Origin of the sequence: Enterococcus hermanniensis (assembly GCF_001885945.1) — a bacterium.
Taxonomy (GTDB): domain Bacteria; phylum Bacillota; class Bacilli; order Lactobacillales; family Enterococcaceae; genus Enterococcus_A; species Enterococcus_A hermanniensis.
In genome coordinates this window covers 1-809 of the sequence record NZ_JXKQ01000043.1, presented here as the reverse complement: position 1 = coordinate 809, position 809 = coordinate 1, and the positions used below count along the sequence as shown (strand labels likewise).

The 809-nt window shown below is 32.9% G+C and carries 1 protein-coding gene; it reads left to right on the top strand.

The annotated features are described in order from the left end of the window. Positions 1-75 precede the first annotated feature (75 nt). On the top strand, positions 76-750 hold the full coding sequence (locus tag RV04_RS12955) for an IS6 family transposase (protein ID WP_071858865.1): 675 nt from the start codon (positions 76-78) through the stop codon (positions 748-750). Positions 751-809: the final 59 nt, after the last annotated feature.

Below are 809 nucleotides of genomic sequence, written 5' to 3'. Positions count from 1 at the left end.
GGTTCTGTTGCAAAGTTTTATCAAAACGTCTATTTAGTGTAAAATAGCTGAAACGAAAACATTAGGAGAATAACCATGTCTCATTTTAAAGGCAAACAATTTGAAAAAGATATCATCATGGTAGCCGTAGGCTATTATTTAAGATACGACTTAAGTTATCGTGATGTCTCAGAAATCCTTAACGAACGTGGGATAAATGTTTGTCACACGACTATTTATCGATGGGTACAGGAATATAGTAAAGTTATTTATTGCATATGGAAGAAAAGAAATAAATCTGTTGGTGATTCCTGGAGAATGGATGAAACTTATATTAAGATAAAAGGAAAGTGGCATTATTTGTATCGAGCCATTGATTCTTCGGGTATAACATTAGATATTTGGTTACGAAAGAATCGTGATAAACAAGCAGCCTATGCTTTCTTTAAACGATTGATCAAGCAATTTGGAGAACCTAGAGTTCTTGTCACTGATAAAGCTCCTTCACTAAGTAGTGCGTTTAATCGACTGCATTCTGAAGGATTGTTTTCTAAGACTGAACACCGAACAAATAAATACCTGAATAATATCATTGAACAGGATCATCGACATATCAAGAAAAGACACAAATTATATCAGTCCATAAGGACTGCCGCCTCGACGATTAAAGGAATTGAAACCATACACGCTTTATATAAAATTAGCCAAAGAGACAAAAGTCTCTTTGGCTTTTCAGTGATTCAAGAAATGAATATATTGATGAGTATCTAAGCATAAAATCAGAAATTAATTGAAATTTTATTTTGATTTTTTAACTTTGCAACAGAACC